Origin of the sequence: Pseudomonas sp. NPDC087342 (assembly GCF_044744265.1) — a bacterium.
GTDB lineage: Bacteria > Pseudomonadota > Gammaproteobacteria > Pseudomonadales > Pseudomonadaceae > Aquipseudomonas > Aquipseudomonas nunensis.
In genome coordinates, this window is the sequence record NZ_JBIUXZ010000015.1 from 55,233 (window position 1) to 77,589 (window position 22,357).

The 22,357-nt window shown below is 59.7% G+C and carries 18 protein-coding genes; 8 read left to right on the plus strand and 10 right to left on the minus strand.

Annotated features, from left to right (window positions below; translation table 11 throughout):
- Positions 1-65: 65 nt before the first annotated feature.
- Both ispA and ACIOYV_RS23610 read right to left on the minus strand, forming a co-directional pair.
- Positions 66-953 (minus strand): (2E,6E)-farnesyl diphosphate synthase, encoded by an 888-nt coding sequence (gene ispA, locus ACIOYV_RS23605; protein ID WP_054052361.1) that lies wholly within the window; start codon positions 951-953, stop codon positions 66-68.
- The gene (locus ACIOYV_RS23610; RefSeq protein WP_007894317.1) at positions 950-1,192 is read right to left on the minus strand and encodes an exodeoxyribonuclease VII small subunit; all 243 of its coding nucleotides are present in this window, start codon (positions 1,190-1,192) and stop codon (positions 950-952) included. Before ACIOYV_RS23610 ends, ispA begins: the two co-directional genes overlap by 4 nt.
- A 518-nt stretch (positions 1,193-1,710) precedes the next feature.
- Between ACIOYV_RS23610 and ACIOYV_RS23615 the strand changes: the two genes are divergently transcribed.
- From ACIOYV_RS23615 to ACIOYV_RS23640, 6 genes are read left to right on the plus strand one after another with little or no spacing between them, the layout of a single operon-like run.
- Positions 1,711-2,502 (plus strand): YfaP family protein, encoded by a 792-nt coding sequence (locus ACIOYV_RS23615; RefSeq protein WP_401327470.1) that lies wholly within the window; start codon positions 1,711-1,713, stop codon positions 2,500-2,502.
- A gap of 51 nt (positions 2,503-2,553) precedes the next feature.
- Positions 2,554-4,278, plus strand: a complete 1,725-nt coding sequence (locus ACIOYV_RS23620; RefSeq protein WP_401327473.1) for a DUF2138 domain-containing protein — start codon at positions 2,554-2,556, stop codon at positions 4,276-4,278.
- Positions 4,248-4,913 (plus strand): DUF1175 domain-containing protein, encoded by a 666-nt coding sequence (locus ACIOYV_RS23625; protein ID WP_054052367.1) that lies wholly within the window; start codon positions 4,248-4,250, stop codon positions 4,911-4,913. The genes ACIOYV_RS23620 and ACIOYV_RS23625 overlap by 31 nt, the downstream gene beginning before the upstream one ends.
- The gene (locus ACIOYV_RS23630; protein WP_401327476.1) at positions 4,910-9,475 is read left to right on the plus strand and encodes an alpha-2-macroglobulin family protein; all 4,566 of its coding nucleotides are present in this window, start codon (positions 4,910-4,912) and stop codon (positions 9,473-9,475) included. Before ACIOYV_RS23625 ends, ACIOYV_RS23630 begins: the two co-directional genes overlap by 4 nt.
- Position 9,476: 1 nt before the next feature.
- Complete coding sequence (locus ACIOYV_RS23635; protein WP_401327479.1) at positions 9,477-11,096, plus strand: DUF2300 domain-containing protein; 1,620 nt, start codon at positions 9,477-9,479, stop codon at positions 11,094-11,096.
- 3 nt (positions 11,097-11,099) lie between these two features.
- Positions 11,100-11,909, plus strand: coding sequence for a YfaP family protein (locus tag ACIOYV_RS23640; protein WP_401327482.1), 810 nt, complete (start codon positions 11,100-11,102; stop codon positions 11,907-11,909).
- A 151-nt stretch (positions 11,910-12,060) separates the two neighbouring features.
- On the opposite strand, the gene ACIOYV_RS23645 is transcribed toward ACIOYV_RS23640, so the two are convergent.
- From ACIOYV_RS23645 to ACIOYV_RS23670, 6 genes are all read right to left on the minus strand, one after another.
- Positions 12,061-13,035 carry a fatty acid desaturase family protein gene (locus ACIOYV_RS23645; protein ID WP_401327485.1) on the minus strand — a complete coding sequence of 325 codons (975 nt, stop codon included), beginning with the start codon at positions 13,033-13,035 and terminating at the stop codon, positions 12,061-12,063.
- 5 nt (positions 13,036-13,040) lie between these two features.
- On the minus strand, positions 13,041-14,135 hold the full coding sequence (locus ACIOYV_RS23650; protein ID WP_401327487.1) for a hypothetical protein: 1,095 nt from the start codon (positions 14,133-14,135) through the stop codon (positions 13,041-13,043).
- Positions 14,132-14,875 carry a hypothetical protein gene (locus tag ACIOYV_RS23655; RefSeq protein ID WP_401327490.1) on the minus strand — a complete coding sequence of 248 codons (744 nt, stop codon included), beginning with the start codon at positions 14,873-14,875 and terminating at the stop codon, positions 14,132-14,134. The genes ACIOYV_RS23650 and ACIOYV_RS23655 overlap by 4 nt, the downstream gene beginning before the upstream one ends.
- The gene (locus tag ACIOYV_RS23660) at positions 14,872-15,909 is read right to left on the minus strand and encodes a hypothetical protein (protein WP_401327493.1); all 1,038 of its coding nucleotides are present in this window, start codon (positions 15,907-15,909) and stop codon (positions 14,872-14,874) included. Before ACIOYV_RS23660 ends, ACIOYV_RS23655 begins: the two co-directional genes overlap by 4 nt.
- A gap of 56 nt (positions 15,910-15,965) precedes the next feature.
- The gene (locus ACIOYV_RS23665; RefSeq protein WP_401327496.1) at positions 15,966-16,994 is read right to left on the minus strand and encodes a glycosyltransferase; all 1,029 of its coding nucleotides are present in this window, start codon (positions 16,992-16,994) and stop codon (positions 15,966-15,968) included.
- A gap of 95 nt (positions 16,995-17,089) precedes the next feature.
- The gene (locus ACIOYV_RS23670; RefSeq protein ID WP_401327499.1) at positions 17,090-18,550 is read right to left on the minus strand and encodes a fatty acid desaturase; all 1,461 of its coding nucleotides are present in this window, start codon (positions 18,548-18,550) and stop codon (positions 17,090-17,092) included.
- Positions 18,551-18,730: 180 nt separating this feature from the next.
- On the opposite strand from ACIOYV_RS23670, the gene ACIOYV_RS23675 reads away from it, so the two are divergent.
- A complete protein-coding gene (locus tag ACIOYV_RS23675) occupies positions 18,731-19,456 on the plus strand; it encodes a hypothetical protein (RefSeq protein WP_401327502.1) in 726 nt (241 codons plus the stop codon).
- Entirely contained in the window at positions 19,450-20,565 is a 1,116-nt protein-coding gene (locus ACIOYV_RS23680) for a hypothetical protein (RefSeq protein ID WP_401327504.1), read from the plus strand. The genes ACIOYV_RS23675 and ACIOYV_RS23680 overlap by 7 nt, the downstream gene beginning before the upstream one ends.
- On the opposite strand, the gene ACIOYV_RS23685 is transcribed toward ACIOYV_RS23680, so the two are convergent.
- On the minus strand, positions 20,553-21,479 hold the full coding sequence (locus tag ACIOYV_RS23685; RefSeq protein WP_401327506.1) for an esterase/lipase family protein: 927 nt from the start codon (positions 21,477-21,479) through the stop codon (positions 20,553-20,555). The two genes, ACIOYV_RS23680 and ACIOYV_RS23685, sit on opposite strands and share 13 nt — an antisense overlap.
- Positions 21,476-22,354, minus strand: a complete 879-nt coding sequence (locus tag ACIOYV_RS23690; protein ID WP_401327509.1) for a metal-dependent hydrolase — start codon at positions 22,352-22,354, stop codon at positions 21,476-21,478. Before ACIOYV_RS23690 ends, ACIOYV_RS23685 begins: the two co-directional genes overlap by 4 nt.
- Between the last annotated feature and the right edge of the window lie 3 nt (positions 22,355-22,357).

Consider the following 22,357-nt stretch of genomic DNA (forward strand, 5'->3'; position numbering starts at 1 on the left):
AGGCGGCAGTTTACCTGATGCATCGGCCCCTGCCCACGCGTTGCTCTTTTTTGGCGGATACGCTGTCAGCTACGCCGTTCGACGATATAGCGGGCCAGATCGCGCAAAGGCTCGGCTGCCGCGTCAAACGGTCGCAGCGCATGCAGGGCCTGATCGCGCAGTTCCAGGGCGTAGGCCTTGGCGGCGTCGAGACCGAGCAGGGCCGGGTAGGTCGGCTTGTCCCGGGCAATATCGGCGCCCTGGCGTTTGCCGAGGGTTTCGGTATCGCTTTCGACGTCGAGAATGTCGTCCTGGACCTGGAACGCCAGGCCGATGGCCTGTGCATAGGTCTGCAACGACTTGAGTTCGTCTTTCTCGGCGCGGCCACTGGCCAGGGCGCCGAGCTTGACGCTGACCTCGATCAACGCGCCGGTCTTGTGCCGGTGCATGGTTTCGAGGGCTTTTTGATCGAGTTTGAGGCCAACCGAACCGAGGTCGATGGCCTGGCCGCCGACCATGCCTGCCGGGCCTGCGGCCAACGCCAATGCGCTGACCATTTGCAGACGAATTTCGGTTTCCGGTGTGCTCAGGCGCGGGTCGAGCAGGGCGCTGAACGCCAGACTCTGCAAACCGTCACCGGCAAGGATCGCGCAGGCTTCGTCGAATTTCTTGTGGGTAGTTGGCTGACCGCGACGCAAATCGTCGTCGTCCATCGCCGGCAAATCGTCGTGCACCAGGGAGTACGCGTGAATCAGCTCCACCGCGCAAGCCGCACCGTTGGCCTGCTCAGCCTTGCCGCCCAACGCTTCGCACGCGGCGTAGGCCAGCAGTGGGCGCACGCGCTTGCCGCCATTCATTACGCTGTAGCGCATGGCTTCATAGAGGCGGGCGAGCTCGGGGCTTGGCGGGTTGAACAGGGTGTCCAGTGCTGCGTTAACGCGGGCCTGGCTGGTCGCCGAATACGCTGCAATCATTCTGGCTGATCCGCGTCGAAGGGTTCCTCGGCCAGCTCGCCATCACGCTCGAGCAGCACCTGGACCTTTTGCTCAGCCTGGGCCAGCGCTGCCTGGCAATCGCGGGTCAGACCGATGCCTTGCTCGAAAGCCGTCAGCGAATCTTCCAGCGACAACTCGCCGTTCTCCAGTCGCTCCACCAGCGTTTGCAGGTCAGCGAGGGATTGTTCGAAATCCAGTGCAGCTTTTTTGCGGGCCATGGCGGCTATTTCCGGTTGACGTTAAACCGGCGCGACACTAGCAGACATGGGGGTTATGGGCAAATGGGCGGGGGTGTTTGCCTCTGTTCCGGCAGCACCTGTTTCAGCTTCGATGCACCTTTGTAGCAGCTGGCGAAGCCTGCGTTCGGCTGCGCAGCAGTCGTCAACCCTGTTTGTACGGTACACCTGATGTGCCGTCCGTTCCGATTTCACGACTGCTGCGCAGCCGAACGCAGGCTTCGCCAGCTGCTACAGGTTGGAGTGCAAATCAGCTCAGTGGCCTATTCGGCTCATTCCGTGAGCCGAATAACCGCGCTATTCGGCTCACGTCCAATAATCATCGTGATTTTCACCACAAATAAACATGTATCTGATTGTTAAAAAACTGCCGAATAGCTAACCTTCGCGCCTTCTACGACCCAATAGTCACGGGTCTTTCTGACGAAACGCAGTTTTTGCATCTGTAACGCGCCGAGGATCGGGCGCAAGGTTTCGTTGTGCATGGCAGGAGGCGTCACATGCGTTGCTTTCTTTCACTGCTGATAATGCTGGCCTGGGCCTCCGCTGCCTCGGCCGAGCCGACGGCTGAACTGTCGGAACCGGTCGGCGGCTGGCGCTTTAACGGCTTGCTCGATCGCAGTGAAAACCCTCAAGTCGCCTATCCCACACCGCCCATCGACCGGGGCGTGCAGCGCAATCGCACGATGATCGAAGGCCAGCTCAAGGCCATCGGCACTCAGCGCGGGCCGCACACCCTGGCGGTCAACGGCAATCCACTGAACCTGTACACCGACGACGAAGGGCGTTTCGCCCGGCCGTATGCGTTTGGCGCCGGTTCCAACAGCGTCGAAGTTCGCAGCGCCGAGGGCAAATCGCTCAAGCGCGTTCAATTCTATGAAGCCAACAACCTGCGCACCCCGGCGCGGATTCGTGTGGTGCTCGGTTGGGACGATCCCAAAGCCGAGCTCGACCTGCACATCATCACCCCCGACGGCCAGCACGCGTTTTTCGCCCACACGGCGTTGACCAACGGCGGCGGTCTCGACCCGGATGGCGTCGATGGCCCTGGCCCGGAAATGTTCACCATGACCGCGCCGATGCATGGCACCTATCTGGTTTACGTGAACTATTGGGGCAACTTCGGCAGCGAAGGCTATAACTTCGATGAGACCAGCAACCAGAACGAGGTCATCACCTCGCAGATCAACCTGGTGCTCAACGAAAACACCGTCGACGAAAAACGCGAGACCTTCATCGTGCCCCTGCGGGCCATCGGTGACCTGTTGCTGGTCAAGACTTTCAACTATTAAGCATCCCGCTCCACGGATGAATTGCTGAGCTTTGGGAACATGAGCGTGAACATGAGCGATAACACGAATTCACCAGCGGTTTCCCCGGCAGCCGAAACGCCTGCAGCCAAACCTTCACGTCGTTGGCCTGCGGTGCTGATCGGGCTGTGCCTGGTGGCCGGCGTGGCGGCCGGGTTGGGCTGGTTCATGCACAAACCCAAAGAGCCGCTGGCGGCGTTGGCCAGTGACAAACTGGGCATGAGCCGTCCGGACGGTCTGCTGGAAACCAACTCCTTGAGCCAATTGCCCAAGGACTTGCTGGCCGTGCCGTTCCTCAAGGAAACCCTGACCGAAGATTTCGTCTTCTATTACGAAGCCCACGCCGATCGCCTTGGCTTGATCGGCAGCTTGCGGCGGATCATCTACGAGCATGACCTGAAGCTGCAGGACAGCCTGATCGAGCAGCTTTTCGATCAACCGGCAGACGTGGCGCTGTGGCGTGGGGCGGATGGTCGCCTGAAAGACTTCTTGCTGGTGATGGATCGCGGTGGTCTGGCCAAGATGCTGGAGCCGCTGGCCAAGGTCGCACTGGGCGACACGCAACTGACCCAGGTCGGCACGGTGAAAGTCGGCGCTGATGATGTGGCGTTGTATCAACTGACCTATAACGCAACGAAGGCGCTGCTGTTTGCCTCCCATGGCGACAAACTGGTGGTGCTGTCGAACCCGGCCAAGCTGTACGAAGGCGGCCATGGTCCGGTCGATGAACCGGGAATGGTCTCGACTCAGTCGCTCGAAGCACTGCTCGGGGGCCAAAAACTGTTCCCCGAAGCCTTCGGCCTGCAACCGCGCTTGCCTGAGGTAAAACAACGCCTGTCGGTCAACTCCAGCGTCCTGGCCATGGGTTACCAGCGTTTCATCCCGAACTTCGCCGGTCTGCGTTTTGACATGGACGACAAGGGCTGGCACAGCTTCCTGGCCATGGATGAACTGGACAACCAACCGGACTTCGATTTCAAACCGATTTGGCAAGCCATGCCGATGGGCGCCAGTGCTTGCGTAGCTTTGCCACTCGCCGCCGAGCAACAGAAACCGTTGCTGGTAAAACTCGGCGCCGAAGAAAAAGTCGCCCAGGCCCTGACTGAACACATGGCCGGCGCGGCGGGCCTGTGCTGGTACGCCGATTCGCGTCTGTACACGCCGCTGTTGGTAGCCAGCCTGAACGACAGCGACAGCGCCAAACTCGATGGCGACCTGGGCAACCTGTTCGGCTCGATGGTCGGCGCTTATGAAGGCAACGTCGAAGAACACGCGTTCCCAGTGGTTGAGAAGAAGGAAGGCGAAAGCCATCAGTGGCAGCGCCAGGTCAGTTCCAACTTCGGCCCTTATAAAGCCAAGGATGCCGAGAACCCGGACGCGATCACCGGCAAGGCGTTCATGAAAGTCAGCCTCGCCCGCCACGGCTCGGCGCTGCTGTTCTCCCTCGACGACAAGCTGGTGGATAAAGCCCTCGGCACCCTCGACAAACGCTTCCCGCCGATGGCCGACGTGGTGCCGAAAGACCTGCTGATGCCGGTCTACTTCGGCCCGGATTCCATGGCGCAGCTGATGCAACAGGAAACCCTCGACAGCCTGCCGCAGGACATGGAGCCGGTGTTCTACAACGCCGCGCAAACCTACCTGATCCCGAAACTGCGCAAGCTCGGCGGTTACGGCAAATACGCGCTGACCCTGCCTGAAGGCAGCGAGCCGGACGGCCACTGGCAATGGCTGCCGCTGGAGTGGAAAGCCCTGTGACAGCCCTTATCCGAGGCCTCGGCCTGCTGGCGATGTTGCTCGGCAGTCGGGTGTTTGCCACTGAAGCCGCGCCGCTGGATGCGCAGCAATCCCAGGTGTTCCGCGCCTGGTTCGTGCGCATCGCCCAAGAGCAACTGACCCAAGGCCCGAGCCCGCGCTGGTATCAGCAGGATTGCGCGGGCCTGGTGCGTTTCGCCGCCAACGAAGCGTTGAAAGTGCATGACGACAAATGGCTGCGCAGCAATGGCCTGTCCAACCGCTACCTGCCGCCGGAACTGCAACTGAGCGAGGCCCAACGCGGTCTCGCCCAGCAATGGCAGCAGGGCGGCGGCAAGGTCGGGGCGTACGTCAACGCGATCAAACTGATTCAGTTCAACAGTCATCTGGTGGGCCGCGACGTGTCGCAGGCCCGGCCCGGCGACCTGATGTTTTTCGATCAGGGCGACGACCAGCACCTGATGATCTGGATGGGCCGCTACATCGCCTATCACACCGGCACCACCACCCCCACTGACAACGGCATGCGATCCGCGAGCCTGCAGCAACTCATGACATGGAAGGACACCCGATGGATACCCGACGCAGCCAACCCCAACTTCATCGGCGTCTATCGACTGAACTTTCTCTCCCAATGATCGGTGCCCGCATGCTGCGTTTACTGCCTCTGCTGTTGGTTTTAGTGCTGCCGTTTTCGGCGGTCAACGCCGAAGACACCGTCGAGCCAAGCGGCTACACGCCGGTGGCCGGTGAAAGCTTTTTCCTGCTGGCGGACAGCAGTTTCGCCGCCGATGAACAGGCGATGGTGCGCCTCGAAGCGCCGGGCCGCGACTATCGCCGCTTCCGCATGGAGCCTTATGGCGGCGCCGACATTCGTGTGTACCGCATCGACAAGCCGCTGGATTTCCTCAAGCGCCAGAAGAACCTGCACCGCGTGGTCAGCGACGGCCAGTTCAAAGGCGAAGGCCTGTCGAACACCCTCGCGTACCTGTGGGACAACTGGTACCGCAAATCCCGTCGCGTGATGCAACGGGCGTTTTCCTACGAGTCCCGTAAACAAGTCACCGAGGAAGTGCCTGAGCTGAAGATGGGCACCGCGATTGCCGCGCCAACGCCCTACGACGCTCAGCCGCAATTCGCACTGATTCCGGGCCTGCCGGTTGTCAGCCAGTTCCGTTATCCGCTGTGGGAAGCCAAACCGATCCAGCCGCCCGCTGGCGTGAACCTGGCCGGCTCTTCGAGTGAATTTGTCAGCGTCGCGCCGGGCAACGTGTACATCCCGTTGGGTCACCTGAAACCGGGTCTGTACCTGGTGGAAGCGCTGATCGGCAAGTACCGCGCAACCACCATGGTTTTCGTTTCCAACACCGTGGCCGTGAGCAAGATTGCCGGTGATGAATTGCTGGTGTGGGCGGCGCGCAAACACGAAGGCAGTTCGGTGCCAAAAGTGAATGTGCTGTGGACCGATGGCCTCGGCGTGATGAGCAGCGGCGCCACCGATGCCGATGGTTTGCTGCGGTTGAAACACGTCAGCCCCGAGCGTTCTTTCGTGATCGGCGAAGACGAAGAGGGCGGGGTGTTTGTCTCCGAAAACTTCTACTACGACAGCGAAATCTACGACACCAAACTCTATGCGTTCACTGACCGGCCGCTATACCGGCCGGGAGATTGGGTGTCGCTGAAAATCGTCGGTCGCGAGTTCAAGAACGCCCGGGATTCCGTGGCGCCGACCGCTGCCGACGTCAACGTGACCGTGCTCGATGCCACCGGCACCGCGCTGCAATCGCTGGCGCTGAAGCTCGATTCCAAGTCCGGCACCCAGGGCCGTTTCCAGTTGCCGGACAACGCGGTGGCGGGCGGTTATGAATTGCGTTTCAGCTACAAGGACCAGGCCTACAGCAGCGCCTTCCGTGTTGCTGAATACATCAAGCCGCACTTCGAAATCTCGCTGAACCTGGCCAAACAGGATTACCGCACTGGCGAACCGGTGAAAGGCAGCCTGGTGCTGCTGTACCCGGACGGCAAACCGGTGGCCGATGCCAAATTGACCCTGAGCCTGCGCGCCCAACAGCTGTCGATGGTCGATAACGAGCTGCAATACCTCGGGCAATTCCCGATTGAGCTGACCAGCACCGAACTGACCACCGACGCCAAGGGCAACGCGACCCTCGACCTGCCGGCCGCCGACAAACCGAGCCGCTACATGCTCACCGTGTTCGCCAGCGATGGCGCGGCGTATCGGGTCAAGACCACCAAGGAAATCCTCATCGACCGTGGCGCCGCCAGCTTCAGCCTGCGCGCACCGCAACGCTTCAGCGCAGTCGGCGACAAGGTTGCATTCCGCTACGTGAACGAAGGCGGCAGCGAGCAAAGCAAAGCCGTCACCCCGAGCAGCTACAGCTGGGTGCGTCTGGAAGATCAGACCACCGGCGACGGCAAACTCACGGCGAAAGACAAAGGCTTCAGCCTCGCGTTCGCCCGCCCGGGCACCTACAACCTGACGTTGAAGGATGACCACGGCCGCGTGGTTGGCGCGACCGGGCATTCGGTCACCGGCGAAGGCGTCAAAGCCGTGCCGGGCACCGTGGAAATCGTCCTCGACAAACCCGAGTACAAGGCCGGCGACGAAGCCATGGCGTTGATCACGTTCCCGGAACCGATCAGCGATGCGCTGCTGTCCCTGGAACGTGACAAGGTCGAGGCCACGGCGCTGCTGTCCAAGGGCGCTGACTGGTTGAAGATGGAAAAACTCAGCGAAACCCAATACCGCGCGCGGATTGCGGTGAAGGACAACTTCGCGCCGAACCTGACGTTCTCGGTGTTGTACACCAAGGGTGGTCAGTACAGCTTCCAGAACGCTGGCATCAAGGTGATTACGCCGCAGATCGACGTGGCGATTGCCACGGACAAAGAGTCGTATCAGCCGGGCGATACCGTGTCGGTGGACCTGAGCACCCAGTTCGCCGGCAAACCGATTCCGGCGCACCTCACGGTCAGCGTCGTCGATGAAATGATCTACGCGCTGCAACCGGAAGTCGCGCCGACCATCGACCAGTTCTTCTACCACCCGCGCCGCAACAACGTGCGCACCAGCGCCAGCCTGTCGTTCATCAGCTACGACGTGGCGTTGCCGGGCAGCCCAGGCGCGCCGGGCAAAGCCAACCGCAGCGAGCGGGGCGTGAAGGTGCTGGAGCGGCCGCGTCGTGAAGACGTCGACACCGCCGCGTGGCAGCCGGAGTTGATCACTGACGCCAACGGTAAAACCCGCTTCACCTTCAAGATGCCGGACTCGCTGACCCGCTGGCGTATCACTGCCCGGGCCATCGCCGATGACGGCCAGGTCGGGCAGAAGAAGCAATTCGTTCGTTCGGAAAAACCGCTGTATCTGAAGTGGAGCGGCCCGAGCAAATTCCGTACTGGCGACAAACCGAATCTCGGCGTGTTCGCTTTCAGCCAGGCCGACAAACCGGTCAAGGCTGAGCTGGTAATTCATTACGGCGGCGCCGAGCAGCGTGTGCCTGTGACCCTGAATAACGGCATCAACTACATCGCACTGCCGTCGTTCGCACTCGCGAGTGGCGACTGGACGGCGGAACTGGTGCAGGACGGCAAAACCGCCGACGCCCTGGCCGTGCGCCTGACCGCGACCGGCGAAGGCTGGCAGGTCACGCAAAGCCAAAGTCTGGACGTGGCCAGCGGTGATACGCCGCTGACCTTGCCGGCAGACGCGACGGATATTCGCCTGCGCCTGGATGACAGTCCGCAAGCGCTGTTCCGTTCGGCCCTCGATGATCTGCTGAGCTACCCGTACGGCGGCGTCGAACAAACCGCCAGCCGTTTGCTGCCGCTGAGCATCGCTTATCCATCGCTGTCGTCGAATCCACAGATCCGCGATCGCTTGCGCCTGATCATGCAAAACAGCCGTCTGCGCCTGGTGCAAATGGCCGAGCCTTCGGCGAGTTTCACCTGGTGGGGCATGGACGGCGAGCCGGATGCGTTCCTCACCGCTTACGCCTATTACGCCGACTGGTACGCCAGCAAAGCGCTGGAACTCAGCCTGCCGCCGGAGCATTGGCAGCGGGTGTTGGAGGTGTATTCCAAGCAAGCGAAGAACACGCCGCTGTTGCAACGGGCGCTGATCCTGTCGTTCGCCAAGCAGATGCAATTGCCGGTGAATACCTTGCTCAGTGGCTTGATGGATGACCTGGCGAAGGCCGGCGACGGCAACGCGGCGAACCTGATGGACGACGGCGAAGACAGTCTGGTCATGAGTGACCCGGATTCGGCGCTGGGCCTGGCGGCGGCGCGTGCGCTGACGGCTTCGTTGGCCAAGCAGTCCAAAGTGACGCTGCCGGAGGCGTTCAATCGTCAATTGCCGGATGCGCAACAACGTCTGGCCGTGAGTTCGCAGCCGTTTGCCGAAGCGCTGAACCTGTCGCTGCAAGCTTTCGATCAGGCTCACGCGCAACAGTTGTTGCAACGTCTGCTGCCACAGCAATCGACCCTGGAACGCGCCTTGGCCCTGAGCTGGTTGCAACGCAGCATCGAGCAGGCTTCGCCGACCATCGCCCTCGCACCGGGTGAAGGCTGGAAGAAACGCTACGGTGATACCGGCGAAATGTACTGGATTTGGCAGGGCGCTACACCGGTGCCGCCAGTGTTGTCGCTGGCCGGGACCCAGGAACGTCCGCTGCGCGCCGCGTTGAGCTATCAGACCAAGCAACCGCCAATCGATCCGATGGCCGTGACCATCACCCGTCGCCTGTCGCGTCTGGTGCCAGGTGACGAAGCGTTCGAGTTCAAACTCGAAGCGGTCGGCACCAAGCCGTTGTCCAGCGACAGCCTGTACCTCGACGAAGTGATCATCACCAGCAAAGCCGCGAAACCGCTGCGCTACGGCATGATCGAAGTGCCGCTGCCACCGGGCGCCGATGTCGAGCGCACCACGTGGGGCATCAAGTTGATGGGCAAGGCTGGCACCGAACCGACCGCGCTGGAGAAGGCGCGTTTCGAACCGGGCCAACTGGCTTACGCGATTCCGGTGGACGCCTTGAGCGGAGAGTTACGCGTGCGTCACTTGGTGCGCTTCTCGCAGAAAGGTCAGTTCAACCTGCCGCCGGTGCGTTTCACTCAGGTCTATGCGCCACAGCATCAGGCCCAGGAACAGAAACCGGCGCTCGGCCAGGTCACGGTCAACTGACATGACCCGACCTCTGGTCTGGTTGCTGCTGTGTTTGCTCCCTGCGCTGGCGACAGCGCAGGACGAACCGCTGCGGCTGGGCTTCAAGGGTGAGTTGATTTCGTTGAGCCCGACGCAGGTGATTTCACGCGAGCCGTTACCTTCAGATCTGCAGACGCCGTTAGGCAGTTTGTGGAAGTTGTTTGTCTACGGCTGGCTGGTGGATACCGGTGCCCGTGAACCGGCGTATGAATGTCGCGGGCAATCGAAGGAAGAGGTTTATTGCTGCACGGCTGGCGGCAAGATTGGTCGCGATCAGGCGTTGGTGAAATCTTGCGGGTTGTACTTCGAGCCCGCGCGGCTTGGCATTGTGGGCGCTGATTGGCGCACGTATTGGCAGGCGCGACAGGCGCCGGAGTGGTTGCTGAATTTGCCGTCGCTACAGCCTTCGACGCGGGTTTCGGTTGTTGAATTGTTGAAGGTGCTGGCCGTGATGCCGGCGCAGGATCAAGCGCGGCGCGTGTTGTTGGACGTGGTGTTGAATGCCGCTGACGGCAATGTCGTCGGTGAACTCGGTGGCCGGTTGCGGGTGAAAACCTGGAGCTGGCTGGGGGATCAGGACCCGGCGTCGCGTCAGGGCGGGTTTGCCGGTTGGACGCTGGATGGCACGCCGATCTGGGCCGGTGGGCGCGGGACCAGCCAGATGGTGCTTCGGCATTATGGTGCGGCGCTGGCTGCGGTGGTGCCGGTGGATTGGCCGTTGGATGCGGGGCGTTGTGTCGAGGTGGGGCTGTTTTCGCGCTATCCGGTGGGTCGCGTTCTGGCAGGGGATCGGGTTGTTTCCGATGGGCCGTTGCAGGGCGACTATCGCGTTGAATTCGCCAATGGCAATCAACTCGATATCCACAGCGACGGCGAACTGTTTCTGCTCAAGGACAAGCTCGTCGCCCGTCTGGACCGCGAAGAATACGTCGCCCGCGTCCTACAACGCGAAGCCAAAGCCGAACCTTTAGAGGCTGCCAAGGCTCTGGCCGTGGCTATCCGCACGTATCTTCTACAAAACGCCACGCGCAACGGTGACTGCCTGAGCATCGACGACAGCAGCAGCCGTCAACGCGTTGCCCCGCGCCCTGCCACCGCCGAATCGCGCAACATTGCCGCGTGGACCAGCGACCTGGTCCTGGCCGGCAGCACCGTCACCTACCACTCCGATCAATCCGGCCCGGACAAACTCTCCTGGCAACAAGCCGTCGAACAAGCCAACGCCGGCCAACGCTACGACGCGATCCTGCAGCACGCCTACCCGCGTGCCAGCCTCAGCCGCTGGGACAACCCCGTCGCCTCCTGCGAAGCGTTGCCCGCTGCGCAAGACTGGCTACAAACCCAACGCCGCGGCTGGCACCAACGTCTCGAAAACGAAGTCGGCTACAACGAAGTCAACACCTTCGCCGTCTGCCGCCTGGCCTTCGGCCGCCCCTACGTCGACCGCGAACGCCAACGCATCTACGTGCGCGGCGTGCTGTCCCTCCAGGACCGTCTCGACCTGACCCACGAATACCTGCACCTGGCCTTCGAAGCACATCCGAACGGCCAGGATGAAACCTACATCGAAGGGCTCGCCCGCCACCTCTTGCTGGAATAGGCCATGAAACTCCGTTATCCACAGGTCTTCCTGTTCCTCTGTACCTTTTGCGCACTGCCGACGACCTTCGCCGCCGCAGTCGATCTCGATACCCCCGTGGGCGGTTGGCGAACCGGTGCGGTTGAAGGCGAAGGCGAAAACTACCGCCAGCCCGTCAACTACCCCGCATCCTCGGTCAACACCCCGGTCGGCCAGGCCAACACCGCGCGCATCAGCGGCCAGATCAAAGCCACACCGAAGTCGGGCGAGCCTGGCCGGTTGATCGTCAACGGCATCAGCATGCCGCTGAAAATCGACGCTGCCGGACGTTTTGATCGCCCGTACTCGTTCCCCAACGGCAGCAACAGCGTTGAAGTTCGTAGCCCGGATGGGCAACAGCGGCATCGCACGCAATTCCTTCACACCAGCGGTGGCGCTACACCGGCCAAGTTGCGGGTGTTGTTGTCGTGGGACAGCGACAACACGGACCTGGATTTGCACCTGGTGACGCCCGACGGCGCACACATCTGGTATGGCGATCGGGTTGCACCCAACGGCGCGGCGCTCGATGTTGACGTGACCACGGGGTATGGCCCGGAGATCTTCTCCATGCCGGCGCCGATCAAGGGGCAGTACCTGGTTTACGTGAACTACTTTGGCGGTGGGTATCGGAGTGATGAAGAAGGGCAGGAGGACGCGGTGCAGGCGCTGACCACGGCGCAGGTGACGGTGATTACGGAAGAGGGGACGCCTAACGAGAAGATGGAGACGGTCCTGGTGCCGATGCGGGCGGTGGGGGAGTTGACGTTGGTTAAGGGGTTTAGTTATCCGTGAGGCGGGAGGGCGACTGATCTGCTTCCGTGGCACCTGTTATGCGGTAGTTGAATAACGATGTGTTCAACAGATGAAAGCCGGGGCAGGACGCGTAAAGCATCTTCGGCTTTTTCACTTTTTGACGAAGGAACAGCTCAATGCGCCAAAGGGATTAACTGACGTCTCGTAACACCTCGACGTAGCCGTTATAGAGGTTGCCGGCGGGCACGAGTTGTTGCGCCACGAGTTGCTGATTCACACGGTGCAGATGGTAAAAGGGCATGCGCACAAAGAGGTGATGCTCGATGTGGTAGTGGACGGCATGCGGGCCGAACACAAAGGTCTGCCAGTTCGCACGGACAATGCTGCGCGCATTCTGGCTTTGGTCATCGCAGGCGGGCAAGCCGGCATGTTCCATGATTGCCCGGACGCGGCCCATGAATGGCAGCAGGGTAATGGCCGGTAACAACCACAAGCCCAAGTACAGACCAGCGTGCCCGTACGCGCTCAGGACGCCGAACAGCAGGCCATTGCTGAGCAGCATTGAAAAGATTTCCCACGCCATATAACCCGGTGATTTTTCGACCTTGGGCATGATCTCGCGATAATCGCCTCGGGCAAATTTGCAGGCACTGATGAAGTAGCCCACCCCACCTATGTCAGCCAGTAACTTTATGGCCAGTTTGCCCCTGGGTAGTGGGAAGTCACCCAGACCAAACACAGCGACAACCGGGTCGTCATGCTGCATCGGCGCCAAGTGATGTTTCAAATGACCGGCGCGGTAGGTTTTCAGCGAAAGAAACAACGGGCCAGCGGCAAACAATTGCCCGATCAGATCATTCAGGCCTTGGCGGCGCAGTAAAACTCCATGGGCGCTCTCGTGCATGATCACCGCCAGCGCAAGTTGACTGCGGGCAATGATGATCGCTGCCAACAGGTACGTGACGGGGTGTGGCCAAGTCGCCGCCGCTACCAGTGACGCGGCAATCAATCCCCAGTCGGCCAGTAACGCCAGCAAGGCCCGCCACGGTTTCAAGGCGAATAGCTCGGCGGGCGGGATAAACGCATTCAGCGCCGGATTGTCGCCTGCACGAGACTTCGGTTTGAGCACCTGCATCATCTCCTTGTCGATGGGTTGCGGGGACACCCGACTCATAAGGTGAGCAGGCGGCTGACCCACGCGTCGATCCGCGCCTGAGCGTACGCATTACCGGCTGACCCGTCGGGATCAAACATTGGTGTGAGGGTCAGTTCTGTGGCGGCGTGTGCCACCTGACGGCGAAAATCAGCGGTATCGCCGCGCCAGGTCACCACGCGATGCACCAACCCTAATCGGGCCGCGCGCGCGGCATTGGTAGCCTGTTCGGGCTGATCAGTGAGGACCAGGATGATCGGGCGCTGATAAATCCGCGCAATTGACAGCGCGGCCATCCCGGGTGCCGACACGATCAGTTGCGCCCGCGCCGCACGGCTAGCCCAGTTCGGGTCAACGCCCAGCCAGTCGCGAAGGTGTGTATAGCCTTCGCCCACTAAGTGCGCGCTCAGGCCTGCATCGGCGATACCTGCACCTAACGCTTCGGCCAGGCGAGGGTCACTGAAATGCGGATTCAGATAGACCGCCGCGCCATCTCGGTGTGACGTCGATTGAACGTCGGCCAGGGCGACGGGTGTCGGCAATCGAAACAGCGCAGGTGCCGCTGTATCGTCGATGTCATAGGCGAAATCATGTTCGATACACGACCGTGCGGCGTCGATCTGTCGGCCAACGATCCAGCCAAATATCTGCCCGAAGACCCGCGGCCACATCCCCTCGAAGTTGTTGATCAGCGCGACCTTCAAGCTTGCGCCATACACATGCACGACCTTGCGCCGCCAACCCGGCAATGTGCCCATGAACAGTAACGCCGGGTGAAAGGAGTCATTGATCAACAGGTCTACGTCATGCAGTTTGCGGCGCAAGCGGATGATGTCCCGCAGCATCCTGCCCGGGCGGAAAACATAATGCGCCACATTGCTGTTGGTCGCCTTGCGCAGCATGTTCTGGCCGCTGTCGAACTGAACGGCGTAGTGCGGCGAGAGTACTTCGCTATCAATACCGAAGCTCTGCAGAAAGCGCTGCCCTTGATCCGAAGTGGTCAGCACCTCGACGTGTGCGCCGACCTTGCGCAGTGCGTGCACCAGCAATTGCGCGCGCATTAAATGACCGCGTGCGTCGGCGGTGGCGAGGTAGAGGATGCGTGGTTTCATCGCTCGCCACCGCTCAAGCGGCTTGAGCCGCCATAGACCCAACCCGCCAGGTACATCGCGAGTGCGCCGGTGACACCGAAACCTGATTCGATGCTCCGAATCTCGGCCAGCAACATGGCCAGATGGCCCGTTTCATGGGGCGCCACGATTTTGCGCAAGGTGTGTTCGCACAGCCGGACGTGTGCTTTTTCGTCGGCCAGAACCCGCGATAACAGCGGATAAAAGCCATGTTCGGCACCGATGACTGAGCAATGGCGACTGAGTACGCGCTCTGCCATCTGCTCGGCGCACAGCCCCGTCGCATAGGCGGGCACTAACAGGCCCTGCTCGAAATGCTTTTTATAGCGATGCGCCAGGCGCTGCCAGCGCCGTATCTTGCGGCGGCTGAGCCAGTCTGGCTCGAGGCGCGTTTGGCCCTCATCCCCGGCGGCGCGTAATGCATCGCTGAACAGCGTCACATGCCGGCGTTCATCCGCCAGATGTTGTTCGACCTGACGTTCTAGCCAGTCGGGTGACTGAGGCAGTAACTCTTCCAGGAGTGCGCGTTCGGTCGCGTCTTCTCCGGCAAGGTACATACGCAGCAACAGCCTCTCGCCGCGCCGGCTGCCGTGCAAGCGCGTCAGTGCCGCACGCTTGATGCGGTCGACCCAGCGCGCTTGCAGAGCGATCAGCCCTTGTGCTTTCGGGGTGGCCAGGCACGCGAAGTCGGCCTCGACACAGACTTGATCAACCACGGTCATTGCGTCGGCTGCTGTGCAGTATCGATTTCAGCTGTTTGCACTTGCGGCGCGCGGTGCCATGCCAGGATCAGACCGATAAAGCTGTCCTGCATGAAGGCATAACCCGTAGCAGCGGCGCCGGAGAACGCTTCTTCATGACCATTGAGACGCAAGTAACCGTTGCCGTTGAGGGCCCCGAATTCCAGCGTGTCCAGTTTGTTCAAACCGCGACGACGCACATCTTGCAGGAGCGGGCTGTCCTCAAGACCGAATATGAACAGCTGGCGCTGCACCACCCAAACGGGGATGTGGCTGCTCAGTGCCTGCAATTTAAGCCCCCAAGTACCATTGGAGAGCAGCGTATTCAGGTCACCGGTATCCGGTTCTTGCGAGGTAAAACTGGCGCGCATCAGCGATTTCGATAACTGGCCTACACCAAGGGAAATCGTAATGTCGTTGGCGGCCGGATCTTTCGCATTGCTTGGGCGCACGCCGATGAAATAGCTGGCGACCCGCGCAGCGACCGAAGGATGGGCGAGCACATCGCGCGTCTGTTCGGCGGTGAACAGCACGCGCTCGGTGTTACCTTCGAGGACGTTGATCCGGTAACGGGGAATCACGACATCAGTGAATTTTCCGCTAACTGGCGCATGTACATAGGTGTCGGGCTTCCACTCCTTGCCCGATCGACGAAGCAACACATGCAGGCTCAAAGGGACTCGCTGACCGTCAGAGTCGATGCCGCTGCCGTGCAGCAATACGTCGCCAATCACGGTTTTGCTGTCATGCGTGGCATCGGCGGAAATCAGGATGGTCAGGGACACAGGGTCGACACTGGCGCGGGCATCCGCGACATCCAGCGCCACGCGGTTGCATTGTGAGTTGAGCCTGTTGCCGCCGCCGAGAAGGTCTGGCGGACAACCATTGGTTGAGGCGAAGTGGTAGACCCCACGCCCCGCAAACTCCGAAGGGGAGGCATAGACTTGAATACTCAGCGACAACAAGATCAGGCCGGTGATGTACGAGCAGAGTGACGCGATGGAGTCAGTTTTCATCGTTACTTCCTGTAAACGCGACGTGACGTGCGAAAAAAATTCGACGTTAGACGGTATCAATCCAGAGTTCGGTGATAGGACAGTGCTTCAGAATGGCGAGCTTTCGCGCGGCCGGCCGAGATGCCCAGCCCCCGAACGATTGCCGCGGAGGTATCCAGCAACGACATGCCGATCACCATCGCCGTCGCCAAGATGCGGCGCAAACCGTGCAGCGGCGGTAAATCCTGATGATTCAAGGCACGCAAGCTGTAGCTGAGTCGCCCCGCCATTACGCAAAACGGCCCCAGTGGGCCACTGCGGCCGAGCCATTGGAGCCAGGCTGGCATATAAGCGCGCACCAGATACGGCGTAAGACCGACGCTGTCGCCACCGCGCAGCCAGCGCAGTTGAACCACTTCGCCGCGGGTATCCGGAAGCCTGTGTTCAGTGTGCGCACGGGGGGCATACGCCACTGCGACGCCGGCGGCTTGCAGGCGCAAGCCCATGACCTGGCAATGTGCGCGATAGACGCCATCAAGTGGCTCATAGCGATGCTGTTCGAACGTGTCGCGGCGAAACGCGACGTTGTTCGCATAAAAATTGCGCGTGGCGCCTTCACGCAAGGGACTGGGGAAGTACATGAAGTCGATCGCGGTCAATGCACTGCCCATAATGCTCGCGTCGTAACTGGTGCGCCCGGCGACCGCCACCGGTGCGGTGGCGGCAGGCAGGGTAAAGGGAGAGAGCAATTGCTCCAGCCAATCTGTGCAGGGAATGCAGTCGGCGTCAGCAAAGACAACGTACTGGCATCGGCTCTGATCGACCGCCTCGAAACCGACGTTTTTTGCATCGTAGTAGCCGGTGAGCGAGGTTATTTCGACGAATTCGATAGGTCGCCCGGCCAGCTCGCACAACGCTTTGCACGCCTGCGCTTCCAGACCGTCATGGGTGATGATCCATTGCGCAAACGACTGAGTTGGCAGCGTTTGTTGGCCCAATGTGGTGATTAGCCGTTTCAGGCTTGCCAGCGCTTCCCGTGAGTCATTGCCGCCGCGCAGATTATTAGTCTCGAGGATCAATGCGGTATTGGCGGCGACGAGATCCAAGTCGCCTGTAACTTCCCTGTTTGTATGCACCGTCGGTATCCCAAGTTATTGCTTCGTAGTAGGTCTGGTTTTTTTCGTCCGAAGCGTGGTGTTAATCAGCTGTTTTTCTTCGACCCCGACCAGAGCAGGAAAAGCAGAGTCCGTGAGTCCATGAGACGTTCATCGGCACGCACCAGGCCGGGCAGGGTGTGCCAGGGGTGGTTGGCGTTGCGATGATGATGCAGATGCAGATTGATGTGGTAAGGCCAAATAAAAAACCTCCCGATACTTCCAACGCTCCATGCGTATGTCCATTCCTGCCAACCAGGGGTTACATCAGGCCCACCGCTGTGTTCGGCGATGCTGCGGATTTTCTGTAGCAGAGTTCCCAAAGTGGCGAGTGGCACAAACCATAGCAACGCGATCAGTAACATCGTCTGGGCACTGGTTTGCCAAGCAATGAACGATAACAGGGTGAGCCAGATTATGCCTGATGCAACAACGGGTCGAGTCATCGTCGGTGACGCCCCGCCTGCGGCTCTGTAGGCGCGCAGATTACGCAGCGTATTGATAATGAACAGGTCTCCCAGCAGTTGCCGAAGCAATAATTTCCCGCCCAGAGGACGAAATTTCCAAGGTTGCTGGTGGTAAAGAAACCGTCTTTCCGGATCTCTCGTGGTTCCCGTGTGTTGATGATGTTCAAGGTGCAGTGACCTATAGAATTCAACGGGGACGGTTCCCGGAACACCAATGGCCAGGTTAATCAAAAAGTCGTTGATACCGCGATGACGAGTCAGGTGATAGTGAGTCGCGTCGTGGTACAGAATGAAAAGTGCATGTTGGCGCGCGGCAATAATGACGAAAGCCAAGCAATACAAGCGCCAGTCCGAGACATAAAGCGCAATGCGTAACGTCACGATGATGCATAACCATTCGAGCAGGATGGCCGCCATGGTGCGCAAGTCCACCTTCAGGCGAGTCAGCGTTATTGTGGTCAGGCCCGCCATTGCGCCAATGGCCGCGCCATACACCGCGTCGAGCAGTACATGCTGGCCCGTCGTTAAAACGGTGATCGCCAGAACCAGGCTCCACAGCGCAAAGATCCATGTCTGGCGAACACGCAGATAACCGAGGACAACGCTGATGGCCACCGGCAACGCGACATGTCCACTGGGCGAGGCCGCCAGCGGTGAGTCCATGCGGTAAAACCACATGAGCCACTGCGAGGTGCTATCCGGACGCTCGATCATGGTTGGCCAGAACAGGTGGCTCAGCAGGCAGGTCCCGGAAGCCAGGGCTCCAGCAAAAAAAGCGGGGAGCAACCATTCATGACGACGCCCCAGAACCACCAGCGCGGGCATGATCAATAAATAACTCAGGTACGGTGCAAGTGTGTAAGGCAGTTGCGCAATGTGTGCATCAATATTGACGGGCTGAATGATCCGTACTGTCCCCATCGGGAAGTGCGTGACGAGAAAATACAGGGCGCCCGTCACGAGGGTGTAGACCACCAGCCAACTAAAGGGGCGGGTCACAACCGAGGTATTAATACGACGATGTGCAAATGCGGATGACATGAATAAGGCGCCTGATTTGTCAGAACAAGTTCAGCTTTTCTATACAACACTGTGCTGAGATTTTCGCGCAGTTATTTAATGCTTCTGTGGACGCTCGGTCCTGGGAGGGAAGTCTACGTTGCATTGGTTGATTGATCTCGCCAAAATCCATCTATCTTGCGTCCGATGCTGAAGGTCTCCATGAGTTTGAGTGCAACCTCCGTTGAATGCTCCCGTCTGCATCTAAATGAAATTGATCGGATGTTCGAGATTTATTCGGCGTCCTACTACGACACCTCGCGCGCAAGGTTTGATCAGGATTTCAAAGAGAAAACCCACTGCATCGTATTACGAGACGCGGATGAAGTAATCGTTGGATTTACCACCCTCAAATTTTATGAAAAAAACTGGTCTGGCAAACGGATAAGGGTGATTTTTTCGGGCGATACAATCATTGATCGTGAACACTGGGGAAGTCAGCAACTTGCATTCGCCTGGATGCGACTGACGGGTGAGATCTGGCAGGAGCAGCCTGAAATACCCCTTTATTGGTTTCTGATCTGCAAGGGCCACCGAACCTATCGTTATCTCGGCGCCATGGCTTTGAGCTATGCACCCCGGGCCAGCACGGTGACGGCCCCTGGAGTTCAGGCGTTGATGGACCACCTTGCAATCGATCGTTTTGGCGAGGCTTATGATCCGAAAACGGGGATTCTGTCTTTCGAAGAGCCTCAAGGTCGGCTGACCACTGAGTTGGCGCAGGTTCCAGCTCCTCACTTGCGCCTGGAAAACGTGTTGTATTTTCTGGAAAAAAATCCTCGTTACGCGGCGGGAGATGAGCTGGTCTGTTTGTGTGAATTGCACCCCGATAATTTAAGGCCCATGGCTCTGCGCCTGTTTTCGGCGGCGCGTTACTTGCCATGTTGATCCGCCAGGCCAGCGCTGCAGATAACCTGAGACTGCTCGCCTTTCAGGCGCAGCGGGCGATGCAGGGCGGCTTGCCAATGCGATTTGACCGAGGGCCGGACTATTTTGCGCTGCACCGTTGTCATTCCGCGGACCATCGAACCTGGATAGCCGAAAGCGCAGTCGGTGAGCTGAAGGGCATCGCCAGCCTGGTTGTGCGCGATGGCTACCTTCAGGGCGGTATTCAGCCGGTAGCCTACCTGGGGGATCTTCGACTTGTGCCGGACAGGCGTCTTTCAAAGTCATGGATGGCCGAAGTAAAAGTGCGGCTCGAAGCGTTGGCCTGTGAAACAGGCGCCCAGCACGCCTATTGCTGTGTCATCCGTGGCAATCGTCTTGCCGCACATTCGCTTCTGGGCGGGCGGCGGAACAATCCACTCATGCTTTCGCACTGGCGGGGCTACAGCAACGTCGCCGTGTACGGCCAGCGTGGGTGGCGTGGCACTCCCCGAACGGTGAATAACGTTCGCATCGTTCAAGCGCAGCCTGGGCATGCGGATGCATTGCGCGCTTTTCTCGACAGTGAGTCGGTTGACCAGCCCTTTGGTTGCGTTTTTAGTGAAGCGCAGTTCTCCCGGCGCCTGGAAACCTGGCCGGATTTCGGTATCCCGTCATTTCTCCTGGCACTGGACGCACGAAACAATGTGCTCGGTTGTGTTGCCCCTTGGGATGCCGGACGAATCAAGCGGGTGGTGGTGGAGAAACTGCCCTTGTCATACAAGTCGCTGCGTCTCGCGTTCAACGCCTGTGCTCCGGCCTTGGGGCGTCCGGCGATTGCCGCACCGGGCGAGGCGCTGCAGGACATCTACCTGACCCATTTACAGGTGCGGCAACGAAACCCGCATATTTTTGCTGCGTTGCTGGATGCCGCTTGGGCGCGTCTTCGTGGTCAGTACGCGTTGATGCAACTGTGCCTGTATGACAATGATCCACTCTGGACAGCCATGAACCGTTATCGCAGCGTGAGCATTCCCATGGACCTGTACACGGCGCCCTGTATCGGTCATGCACCCGCGTTGTCTCCGATGGATGCCGCAAGCACTCCGGGGTTTGAGATCTACCTCGTCTGACTGCCCCGTCCGGATCTGGTCTCGTGCAAGGTGTCTAACAGCGTCAGCCAGAAACGGGTGGCGTCAAAGCCACCGCCTCCCAATATAGGTTGGCCGTGATCGAGCCGAGGAAGGCAAATCTGCGGCACGCCATTGATTATCTGGTTGTCGAGGTAAAACTGGCCGTCATGGGCCCAGCCCGGTCGCCGTGCATTGAGGCGGGCATGATGGGTGTCAAACCGCGAACTGGGAGCGCAGGTCCAACTGACGACATGTGCGAAATGTAAGTCAGCGGGCAGGTGATTGAGCATGTGGGTTATTTGCGGGTCGCGCAGGCTGCTGATGTCCCGCGTGCCATCGGCCATCCAAGGCGTTTTCGCAAGTGCCCGGCTAACGCGGTCTAACGGGTAGCCTTGGGTTGGTTGCTGTGTGCTGCACCCCAGCACCTCGTCCATTACGGTCGACGGACCTGCCGGCGGTTGCACCAACGCAATACCATCACACGCGTCGCTCAAGGCTTTGTTGTGTGACAGTGCCGCGAGCGCATCGAGGCCACCCTTGCTGTGCGCCAAAATCACAAACCGTTGTTCTTGCTTGAGTTCGGTCGTCAGTACCTTGCTGATATGCCTTCCTTGAGCCATGACCCCACGCGAAGAGCGTACGGACATGCGCAGGACCTGATAGCCCGCGCTGCGTAGCGTCTGGGCACACTCTTGAAAACAACGCGGCAACCATTCGGAAAACAGCCCGGCAACCAGCACCACCAACGTACTTCGAGGAAGGCATTGCACGGGGGCGTGCCAGCACGATATGAATTGTTCCGTCCAATCAAGGTGTGCGGCAGGCCTCGCCAATTCTGTTGCTGGAAAATGAAGTGGCCAATCGTCAAAGCCTTCTGGCGTCCAGGGTTTTTTCCTCGGCAAGAATGGCCTCATGGATTGGGCTCAGCGTATTCATTAAGTGTTCGGCGGGCGGCTTCCAGGGCTTCACTGTTGTTGAGGTGGTTGGGGTGAAAGCCCGGAACGAACCAGGCTAGCCACCTCGGAAATGCACGTGTCAGCGGACCAGGATTTACGAGTAACCACCAATGCAAACGCGCCCACCCCCGCCAGTTACGGCGTTGTCCGTCGTTGCCTGCGAGTTGGTAAATGAAATACATGACATCGACTGCGAAGTACGCGGTCATTGTCAGCATGACCCCGCACCGCATCAGGTATCGCCAAAGTGAATTGCGCACAACCAGGCACAACACGTCGTAAGCGACGGCTTTGTGTTCGGTTTCCTCTATGGCATGCCAACGCCACAGCATGGCCATCCTCGAATCCGCCCCTTTGAGTACCGCGGGATTGCGCAGTAGCTGATCAGAAAGAATGGCTGTGAAATGTTCCAGGCTGGCGGTCATCGCAAGACGAGTCGCGGGCGCAAACCGGTTGCCAACCTCCTGACGGCGTAACAGGAGTTTTTCCAGCGCATCTATAGGCGCGCCTTGTGCCGCGAGCAGTTGGTTATACAGCCGATGCTCACGAATATGCGAGGCCTCCTGATAAACGAAATCTGCAACGGCTATGGAAAGTGAGGGGGCTGTTTCGATCTCTTTACGAAAGTGCATGACACTATCAATGAAGAGTTTTTCGCCGAGCGGAAACATAATCGACAGACCATCAAAAAAGCGCGTTACATGAGGCCAGTCCCGATACCAATAACGAGGAATACTCTCGTCGAGCACAAAATGTACGTGTCGGCGAGGGATTTCCGTGGAAGGTGATTTTGCAGGCGAGCGCCTGGATAACAGGCGTTTGAGATACGACATATC

Excerpts from the sequence above, each read along its gene's own strand:
- ACIOYV_RS23680 (WP_401327504.1), top strand. The coding sequence starts at position 19,450 with ATGTTGATCCGCCAGGCCAGCGCTGCAGATAACCTGAGACTGCTCGCC.
- ACIOYV_RS23655 (WP_401327490.1), bottom strand. The coding sequence starts at position 14,875 with ATGACCGTGGTTGATCAAGTCTGTGTCGAGGCCGACTTCGCGTGCCTG.
- ACIOYV_RS23625 (WP_054052367.1), top strand. The coding sequence starts at position 4,248 with ATGGCTGCCGCTGGAGTGGAAAGCCCTGTGACAGCCCTTATCCGAGGC.
- ACIOYV_RS23640 (WP_401327482.1), top strand. The coding sequence starts at position 11,100 with ATGAAACTCCGTTATCCACAGGTCTTCCTGTTCCTCTGTACCTTTTGC.
- ispA (WP_054052361.1), bottom strand. The coding sequence starts at position 953 with ATGATTGCAGCGTATTCGGCGACCAGCCAGGCCCGCGTTAACGCAGCA.
- ACIOYV_RS23650 (WP_401327487.1), bottom strand. The coding sequence starts at position 14,135 with ATGAAACCACGCATCCTCTACCTCGCCACCGCCGACGCACGCGGTCAT.
- ACIOYV_RS23690 (WP_401327509.1), bottom strand. The coding sequence starts at position 22,354 with ATGTCGTATCTCAAACGCCTGTTATCCAGGCGCTCGCCTGCAAAATCA.
- ACIOYV_RS23620 (WP_401327473.1), top strand. The coding sequence starts at position 2,554 with ATGAGCGATAACACGAATTCACCAGCGGTTTCCCCGGCAGCCGAAACG.
- ACIOYV_RS23635 (WP_401327479.1), top strand. The coding sequence starts at position 9,477 with ATGACCCGACCTCTGGTCTGGTTGCTGCTGTGTTTGCTCCCTGCGCTG.
- ACIOYV_RS23615 (WP_401327470.1), top strand. The coding sequence starts at position 1,711 with ATGCGTTGCTTTCTTTCACTGCTGATAATGCTGGCCTGGGCCTCCGCT.
- ACIOYV_RS23675 (WP_401327502.1), top strand. The coding sequence starts at position 18,731 with ATGAGTTTGAGTGCAACCTCCGTTGAATGCTCCCGTCTGCATCTAAAT.
- ACIOYV_RS23630 (WP_401327476.1), top strand. The coding sequence starts at position 4,910 with ATGATCGGTGCCCGCATGCTGCGTTTACTGCCTCTGCTGTTGGTTTTA.
- ACIOYV_RS23610 (WP_007894317.1), bottom strand. The coding sequence starts at position 1,192 with ATGGCCCGCAAAAAAGCTGCACTGGATTTCGAACAATCCCTCGCTGAC.
- ACIOYV_RS23685 (WP_401327506.1), bottom strand. The coding sequence starts at position 21,479 with ATGAGGCCATTCTTGCCGAGGAAAAAACCCTGGACGCCAGAAGGCTTT.
- ACIOYV_RS23660 (WP_401327493.1), bottom strand. The coding sequence starts at position 15,909 with ATGAAAACTGACTCCATCGCGTCACTCTGCTCGTACATCACCGGCCTG.
- ACIOYV_RS23670 (WP_401327499.1), bottom strand. The coding sequence starts at position 18,550 with ATGTCATCCGCATTTGCACATCGTCGTATTAATACCTCGGTTGTGACC.